This is a genomic window from Pseudomonas sp. YL2, assembly GCF_023063025.1.
GTDB lineage: Bacteria > Pseudomonadota > Gammaproteobacteria > Pseudomonadales > Pseudomonadaceae > Aquipseudomonas > Aquipseudomonas putida_A.
Map to the genome: position 1 here is coordinate 134,742 of NZ_JAJSLU010000019.1, position 8,789 is coordinate 143,530.

The window sequence follows — 8,789 nt, forward strand, 5'->3', positions numbered from 1 at the left end:
GAAGGCGTTGTGTCAGTCGATATCCAGTTGACTGACACAACGCCTTCGCGAGCAAGCCCGCTCCCACAAGGGGTCTTGTGCTGACTGACACATTCGGTAACCGGCGCTCAGTATATCGATCCGGCCCAACAAACGTTGGGCCTTACGCACATTTGTTGCAGAAAATCACTCCAGTGCCTTCCAGATATCCGTGGCGTACTCGCGAATCGTCCGGTCGGACGAGAACCAGCCCATCCGCGCCGTGTTGAGCACTGCCGAACGCCACCAGTTGTTGGCGTCGTGCCAATGCGCATCGACGCGTTTTTGCGCTTCCCAATAGGAATCGAAGTCAGCGCAGACCAGGAAGCGATCGTAGTCCACCAGCGAATCGATCAGCCCGGTGTAGCGCGACGTATCATCCGGCGAGAACACACCACTGCGGATCGCTTGCAGCACGTCGCTCAAACGATGCGACGCGGCGATGTCCGGCGCGGCGCTGAACTCGTGGTTCTGCTTGCGCGCTTCAACCTGCTGCGCGCTGAGGCCGAAGATGAACATGTGCTCGGCGCCGATGCGCTCGCACATTTCCACATTGGCGCCGTCGAGGGTGCCGATGGTCAGCGCACCGTTGAGGCCGAACTTCATGTTACTGGTGCCCGAGGCTTCGAAACCGGCCGTGGAAATCTGCTCGGACAAGTCCGCCGCCGGAATGATGCTCTCCGCCAGGCTGACGTTGTAGTTGGGCAGGAACACCACTTTCAGCAAACCGCGCACTGTCGGGTCGTTGTTCACTACCCGGGCGATGTCGTTGGTCAGTTTGATGATCAGTTTGGCCTGGTGATAACTGGCCGCCGCTTTACCGGCGAAGATCTTCACCCGGGGTACCCAGTCAACTTCAGGCTCGGCGCGAATTGCCTGATACAGCGCCACGGTGTGCATCAGGTTGAGCAACTGGCGCTTGTATTCGTGGATCCGTTTGACCTGCACGTCGAACATCGCCGCCGGATTGACCGCGATCCCCAGCCGCTCGTGAATCAGATAGGCCAAGGCCTTTTTGCTGTGCAGGCGTTGTTCGGCGAAGGCTTTGCGGAAGGCGGGTTTCTCGGCGAACGGTTCGAGGTCAAGCAGGCGCTCTTCCGGGTTATCCAGCACCTCCGGGCCGAGGGAGTCGACCAGCATCGAGGTCAGTTCGGAGTTGGCCTGGAACAGCCAGCGGCGGAAGGTGATGCCGTTGGTTTTGTTGTTGATCCGCTCCGGGTAAAGCTTGTGCAGCTCGGCGAACACGGTCTTGCGCATCAACTGCGTGTGCAGCCCGGACACGCCGTTGACGCTGTGCGAACCGAGGAACGCGAGGTTGCCCATGCGCACCCGGCGACCGTTGTCCTCTTCGATCAGCGACACCGCGCGCAGCACGTCGAAATCATGAATGCCTTTGGCGCGCAGCGAATCGATGTGCTGGGCGTTGATCAGATAAATGATCTGCATGTGCCGCGGCAGCATGCGTTCCATCAGGCCGACCGGCCAGGTTTCCAGCGCTTCGGGCAACAGCGTGTGGTTGGTGTACGACAAGGTATCGACCGTGACTTGCCACGCCGCATCCCAGGCCACGTCGTAGACGTCGACCAGTTGCCGCATCAATTCAGCAACGGCAATCGAAGGGTGGGTGTCGTTGAGCTGGATCGCCGCGTGATCGCCCAGGGTCAGCACCGAGGTGTGCATGTTGCGATGACGACGCAGCAAATCCTGCAAGGAAGCGGCGACGAAGAAGTATTCCTGGCGCAGGCGCAGTTCCTGCCCGGCCTCAGTGCTGTCTGCCGGGTAAAGCACGCGGGAAATACTTTCAGCGCGGGCGACTTCGGCGACGGCACCCAGGTGGTCACCGGCGTTGAAGCGCTCCAGGTGCAGATCTTCCATGGCCCGGGCGCGCCACAGGCGCAGGGTGTTGACGCTCGCCCCGCGCCAGCCGACCACCGGTGTGTCGTAGGCAATCGCGCGCACGGTTTCCGCAGGCGACCAGACCTGTTTGGTCTTGCCGCTGGCATCGGTGACGGTTTCAACGCTGCCGCCGAAGCCGATCGAGTACACCACTTCCGGACGTTCGAACTCCCACGGGTTGCCGAAATCCAGCCAGTGCTCGGTCTGCTCCTGCTGCCAGCCATCGACGATAGCCTGGCGGAACAGACCGTGTTCATAGCGAATGCCGTAGCCGTGCCCGGCGATGCCGAGGGTCGACATGCTCTCCATGAAGCACGCCGCCAGACGGCCGAGGCCGCCGTTGCCGAGCGCCGCGTCGGGTTCCAGCAGGCGGATGCGTTCGAGATCGACGCCCAGTTCGGTCAGCGCTTCACGCGCGACGTCGAGCAGGCCGAGATTGCTCAGGCTGTCGTAGAGCAAACGACCGATGAGAAATTCCAGCGAGAGGTAATACACCCGTTTCTGGCCTTTGCGGTAGATCTGCCGGGTGTGGTCCATCCAGTGTTCGACCATGTGGTCGCGCGCCGCCAGGGCAATGGCTTCGAACCAGTCATGGTCGAAAGCGTGATCCGGGTCTTTACCCACTGCATAGGTGAGCTTGGTCAGGACGGCATCGCGGAATGCGGCCACCTCTGCTTCGCGAACTAGTGGTTCTTGAGTCATCGATAGGACCTCGAGCGAGCGGGGAATTGTCTGAGCCTAGACGGTCTGACCGACGGTAGAGGCGCAGGTTCTGCAGTTTTTCCGAAGACGGTGAGATAGCCCGGCATTACCTTGGCGAGTGGGCTAATGAATGCAGGGGCCGTGCCGGACTGAATGGCATTTGCGCGGCATTTGCAAAAATCTGGCGAAAGGTTGTTCAAAAATCCACCAGTCCCGGTATGATCGCGCGCCCTGATGCACACGCCTGGTAATTCCCGATGATGAAGCCCAACCTGATTGCCGCCGCCGAGATCGACCGTCTCGATACGTGGGCCAAATATTCGGCCCCGATGTGCGGCTCTTGTGTCTCCAGCTGCTGCACCCTGCCGGTCGAGGTCAAGATCAAGGACCTGGTACGCATCGGCGTGGTCGACGAGTTCGAACTGGGTGATCCGCCGAAGAACATCGCCAAGCGTCTGCAAAAGGAAGGGCTGGTCGAGCGCTTCAACCAGAAGTCGGGGATCTTCACCCTGCAGCGCATGAGCAACAACGATTGCTACTACCTGGATCGTAAGAGCCGCCTGTGCACCATTTATGACAAGCGCCCGGACACTTGCCGCAACCACCCGAAGATCGGCCCGCGGCCGGGGTATTGCGCGTACAAGCCGAAAGAAGTCGAGCGGGTGCAAAATTCGCGGTCGATCGAGAAGTTCTGACCTTTCCTGAAATTTGCGGCGGCTGATCCGCCGCCTTCGCGAGCAGGCTAGCTCCCACATTGGAATGCGTTCCCCTGTGGGAGCGAGCCTGCTCGCGAAGGGGCCGGCACAAACAACGCGTAAACCCCAGACAAACAAAAACGCCACCCCGCACCCGCCCCCGGGGGGGTGTTTCCCCCCCGGCCTAAACCTAAGCCTCTGCGTTCTTTGGCGGCCGGGGGGCCGCGCTTTCGTCCAGGATCTTCTTGCGAAGACGGATGGACTTAGGCGTGACTTCGCACAGCTCGTCTTCCTGGATGTATTCCAGAGCCTGTTCCAGAGTGAAGCGAACAGGTGGTACCAGAGCGATGGTTTCGTCTTTACCCGAAGCACGCATGTTGTCGAGCTTCTTGCCTTTGGTTGGGTTCACACCCAGGTCGTTGTCGCGGCTGTTCTGACCAACGATCTGACCGTTGTAGATCTCCTGGCCGTGTTCTACGAACAGCTTGCCACGAGCCTGCAGGGTTTCCAGCGAGTAGGTCAGTGCCTTGCCGGTTTCAACCGAAACCAGAACGCCGTTCTGACGGCCGGACATGTGGCCCGACTTCACTGGAGCGTAACGATCGAAGATCGAGGTCAGGATGCCAGCACCGTTGGTCAGGGTCAGGAACTGGTTACGGAAACCGATCAGACCGCGAGCAGGGATGTTGTATTCCAGACGAACACGGCCCTTGCCATCCGGCACCATGTTGCTCAGGTCGCCCTTACGCAGACCCATCTCTTCCATGACCTTGCCCTGCGATTCTTCAGGGATGTCGATGGTGACGTTTTCGAACGGTTCCTGCTTCACGCCGTCAACTTCACGGATGATCACTTCAGGACGGCCCAGGGCCAGCTCGAAGCCTTCGCGACGCATGGTTTCGATCAGTACCGAGAGGTGCAGCTCACCACGGCCGGAAACCTTGAACTTGTCAGCCGAGTCGCCTTCTTCAACACGCAGTGCAACGTTGTACAGCAGCTCTTTGTCCAGACGATCCTTGATGTTACGGGAGGTCACGAACTTGCCTTCTTTACCGCAGAATGGCGAGTCGTTTACCTGGAAGGTCATGGAAACGGTTGGCTCGTCAACGGTCAGCGGCTTCATGGCCTCGACGGTGTTGATGTCGCACAGGGTGTCGGAGATGAACAGCTCGTCGAAGCCGCTGATGCAGACGATGTCGCCAGCTGCTGCTTCTTCAACGTCAATGCGGTGCAGACCGTGGTGACCCATCAGCTTCAGGATACGACCGTTGCGGCGCTTGCCGTCGGCGCTGATCGCGACAACCGGGGTGTTCGGCTTGACGCGACCACGAGCGATACGGCCAACACCGATAACACCCAGGAAGCTGTTGTAGTCCAGAGCGGAGATCTGCATCTGGAACGGACCGTCACGGTCAACGGCCGGAGGCGGAACGTGGTCGACAACTGCCTGGTACAGCGCAGTCATGTCTTCGCCCATGGCGGTGTGATCCAGACCGGCGATGCCGTTCAGGGCCGAGGCGTAAACAACCTGGAAGTCCAGTTGTTCTTCGGTAGCACCGAGGTTGTCGAACAGGTCGAAGATCTGATCCAGAACCCAGTCCGGACGCGCGCCTGGACGGTCAACCTTGTTGATGACCACGATTGGACGCAGGCCGGCTTCGAATGCCTTCTTGGTCACGAAACGGGTTTGCGGCATAGGGCCGTCTTGAGCGTCAACCAGCAGCAGAACGGAGTCAACCATCGACATTACGCGTTCTACTTCACCGCCGAAGTCGGCGTGGCCCGGGGTGTCCACGATGTTGATGTGGTAGCCGTTCCAGTTGATGGCGGTGTTTTTCGCCAGAATGGTAATACCGCGCTCTTTTTCCTGGTCGTTGGAGTCCATCACGCGCTCGTCGTTGAGCTCGTTGCGCTCCAGGGTGCCGGATTGACGCAGGAGTTTGTCTACCAGGGTGGTCTTACCATGGTCAACGTGGGCAATGATGGCGATGTTACGTAGATTTTCGATCACTTGTGTATCTCGATCAGAGGATTCGGTTTGCTGACAAGTCTTGGCAGCGATTAACAGTAGTGTCCGGCATGGCCGTTACAGCTTGACGGCGGTGTCGGGGGGCCGGTGACGCAGGCCACAGGCAAACAGCCCCGGGCACTTAGCTCGGTCGATAAACGCGCACATTGGCATGCCCCTCACTGAGCAAATGGTGAGCATGCAGGCGACTCATCACGCCTTTGTCGCAATACAGCAGGTACTGGCGAGTCGGATCCAGCTCCTTGAAACGAGCGTTCACTGCGTAGAACGGCATCGTCTGTACTTCTATGCCGGCGAGTTCCAGCGGGTCATCCTCGGCCGCATCCGGGTGACGGATGTCGATGACGATCTGACCGGCCAGCGCTTCGCCGACTTCTTCGATCTGCAAATCCTGGCCCAATTCGTCGATCACTCGGTCGATCGGCACCAGCTTGGCGTTTTCGAGCGCACGCTCGAGAACCGCCATGTCGAATTCTTTCTCTTCGTGCTCAACACGGTGGCGCTTGGCGGCGGTCTTCGGATTGACCGAGATGACTCCGCAGTACTCCGGCATGTGCCGGGCGAAATCGGCGGTGCCGATCTCGTTGGCCGTGTCGATGATGTCCTGCTTGTGCGCAACGATCAGTGGACGCAGGACCAGTTTGTCGGTCACGCAGTCGATCACCGACAGGTTCGGCAGCGTCTGGCTCGATACCTGGGAGATCGCTTCGCCGGTGACCAGCGCATCGATGTGCAGCCGGTCGGCGATGGCCGACGATGCGCGCAACATCATACGCTTCAATACGACGCCCATATGACTGTTATCGACTTTGCCGAGAATTTCGCCCAACACTTCTTCGAACGGGACACTGACAAATAGCACGCGTTGCGAGCTGCCGTACTTCTTCCAGATGAAATGCGCGACTTCCATCACGCCCAATTCGTGGGCACGCCCGCCCAGATTGAAGAAGCAGAAATGCGCCATCAGGCCGCGACGCATGATCTGGTACGCGGCAACCGTCGAGTCAAAGCCGCCGGACATCAATACCAGCGTCTGCTCCAGTGCGCCGAGCGGGTAACCGCCGATGCCGTTGTGCTGGCTGTGGATGACAAACAACCGTTGGTCGCGAACTTCGATGCGAACTTCGATTTCCGGGTCTTTGAGGTCGATTCCGGCGGCACCGCACTCACGACGCAGCTTGCTGCCGACGTATTTTTCGACGTCCATCGAACTGAACGGGTGCTTGCCTGCACGCTTGCAGCGCACCGAGAAAATCTTCCCGGCCAGTACATCGCCGTAGTGCTGTTTGCACTTCTCGGTGATGTCGTCAAAGTCGCCCAGCGGGTACTCGTCGATCTGCAGAAAGTGCGCGACGCCGGGAGTACAAGTGAGGCGCTCGCCCATCTCTTTCAAGGCTTTGGGGTCGGTAACGCGGGTTTCCAGCTCGAGATTGTCCCACACACCGTTCACCACCACGGCCGGGTCCAAATCGCGGAGCACGGCGCGGATGTTCTTGGCCAGCTGGCGGATGAAACGCATCCGGACAGGGCGGCTTTTGATGGTGATCTCGGGGAAGACTTTTACGATTAGTTTCATGAAAACAGCGCGCGCAGGGCCAGCCGAAAAAGGGGGGCGCGGATTATAGCGGAAATTGCTCAAGGTTTAACCAGTTAATATGCAGAAGGTTTCACTTGCACCAAAACGGGTCATTTCTGATTTGAAGCGCTACATTAAGGGGCGAGATTTTCACCCTTATGGCACTTTGCGGTGCTCAAAGCGTGAAATTGGGGCAAAAAACCCATGCTGGGGCACTGGCATGCAATTTGCTCCCTTGTGAGGCAGGTTGCCTTGGCAGAGTATCTGCGCCGGCATCACCCCTATTAAGGGCATCCACTACCAAGCCCTAAGCCACCCGGAGGACACTATGTCGAAGTCGGTTCAACTCATCAAAGATCATGACGTCAAGTGGATTGATCTGCGCTTCACGGACACCAAAGGCACTCAGCACCACGTGACCATGCCGGCTCGCGATGCGCTGGAAGACGACTTCTTCGAAGTCGGCAAGATGTTCGACGGCTCCTCCATCGCTGGCTGGAAAGGCATCGAAGCCTCCGACATGATCCTGCTGCCGGACGACGATACTGCCGTTCTCGATCCGTTCACCGAAGACGCAACCCTGATCCTGGTTTGCGACATCATCGAACCTTCGACCATGCAGGGTTACGATCGCGACCCGCGCGCCATCGCTCACCGTGCCGAGGAATACCTGAAGACCACCGGTATTGGTGACACCGTCTTCGCCGGTCCAGAACCAGAATTCTTCATCTTCGACGAAGTGAAGTTCAAGTCCGATATCTCCGGCTCGATGTTCAAGATCTACTCCGAACAAGGCTCCTGGATGTCCGACCAGGACATCGAAGGCGGCAACAAAGGCCACCGTCCTGGCATCAAAGGCGGCTACTTCCCGGTTCCGCCGTTCGACCACGACCACGAAATCCGTACTGCCATGTGCAACGCACTGGAAGAGATGGGCCAGACCGTTGAGGTTCACCACCACGAAGTGGCGACTGCCGGTCAGAACGAAATCGGTGTCAAGTTCAACACCCTGGTGAAGAAAGCTGACGAAGTTCAGACTCTGAAATACGTTGTCCACAACGTTGCCGACGCATACGGCCGCACCGCGACCTTCATGCCGAAGCCACTGTACGGCGACAACGGCTCGGGCATGCACGTGCACATGTCCATCGCCAAAGACGGCAAGAACACCTTCGCGGGCGAAGGCTATGCCGGCCTGTCCGAAACCGCCCTGTACTTCATCGGCGGTATCATCAAGCACGGTAAGGCCCTGAACGGCTTCACCAACCCGGCTACCAACTCCTACAAGCGTCTGGTGCCAGGTTTCGAAGCGCCGGTGATGCTGGCCTACTCGGCTCGCAACCGTTCCGCCTCGATCCGTATTCCTTACGTCAACAGCCCACGCGGCCGTCGTATCGAAGCACGCTTCCCGGATCCGGCTGCCAACCCGTACCTGGCTTTCGCAGCACTGCTGATGGCCGGTCTGGACGGTATCCAGAACAAGATCCACCCAGGCGATGCTGCTGACAAAAACCTGTACGACCTGCCGCCTGAAGAGGCGAAAGAGATCCCACAAGTTTGCGGCAGCCTGAAAGAAGCCCTGGAAGAGCTGGACAAGGGCCGTGCGTTCCTGACCAAGGGCGGCGTGTTCTCCGACGACTTCATCGACGCTTACATCGCGCTGAAATCCGAAGAAGAAATCAAGGTCCGCACCTTCGTACACCCACTGGAATATGAGCTGTACTACAGCTGCTGATCCGGTAGCGCCGCGCTACGCGGCGTGACAAAAAGAGGCCTCCTTCGGGAGGCCTTTTTTATTGCCCTGTCGCGTCCTGAATAAGGTTTACACCTTCTGACCAATCTTCAGGAGGATTCAATGGATACCGGAAAAAGG

Annotated in this window: 5 protein-coding genes; 2 read left to right on the forward strand and 3 right to left on the reverse strand. The window is 58.8% G+C overall.

Annotated elements, in window-relative coordinates:
• Nucleotides 1-165: 165 nt before the first annotated feature.
• Complete coding sequence (locus LVD08_RS23295; RefSeq protein ID WP_183783834.1) at nt 166-2,616, reverse strand: glycogen/starch/alpha-glucan phosphorylase; 2,451 nt, start codon at nt 2,614-2,616, stop codon at nt 166-168.
• A 257-nt stretch (nt 2,617-2,873) separates the two neighbouring features.
• Between LVD08_RS23295 and LVD08_RS23300 the strand changes: the two genes are divergently transcribed.
• Nucleotides 2,874-3,311, forward strand: coding sequence for a YkgJ family cysteine cluster protein (locus LVD08_RS23300; protein WP_007961740.1), 438 nt, complete (start codon nt 2,874-2,876; stop codon nt 3,309-3,311).
• A 190-nt stretch (nt 3,312-3,501) separates the two neighbouring features.
• On the opposite strand, the gene typA is transcribed toward LVD08_RS23300, so the two are convergent.
• Nucleotides 3,502-5,322 (reverse strand): translational GTPase TypA, encoded by a 1,821-nt coding sequence (typA, locus tag LVD08_RS23305; protein WP_247269368.1) that lies wholly within the window; start codon nt 5,320-5,322, stop codon nt 3,502-3,504.
• A gap of 139 nt (nt 5,323-5,461) precedes the next feature.
• Entirely contained in the window at nt 5,462-6,916 is a 1,455-nt protein-coding gene (gene thiI / locus LVD08_RS23310; protein WP_027611269.1) for a tRNA uracil 4-sulfurtransferase ThiI, read from the reverse strand.
• A 328-nt stretch (nt 6,917-7,244) separates the two neighbouring features.
• Between thiI and glnA the strand changes: the two genes are divergently transcribed.
• Nucleotides 7,245-8,651, forward strand: a complete 1,407-nt coding sequence (glnA, locus tag LVD08_RS23315; protein WP_003220788.1) for a glutamate--ammonia ligase — start codon at nt 7,245-7,247, stop codon at nt 8,649-8,651.
• Nucleotides 8,652-8,789: the final 138 nt, after the last annotated feature.

What these genes read in the sequence shown, in the direction of transcription:
- glnA (WP_003220788.1), top strand. Translation starts at nt 7,245, where the DNA reads ATGTCGAAGTCGGTTCAACTCATCAAAGATCATGACGTCAAGTGGATT.
- LVD08_RS23295 (WP_183783834.1), bottom strand. Translation starts at nt 2,616, where the DNA reads ATGACTCAAGAACCACTAGTTCGCGAAGCAGAGGTGGCCGCATTCCGC.
- thiI (WP_027611269.1), bottom strand. Translation starts at nt 6,916, where the DNA reads ATGAAACTAATCGTAAAAGTCTTCCCCGAGATCACCATCAAAAGCCGC.
- LVD08_RS23300 (WP_007961740.1), top strand. Translation starts at nt 2,874, where the DNA reads ATGATGAAGCCCAACCTGATTGCCGCCGCCGAGATCGACCGTCTCGAT.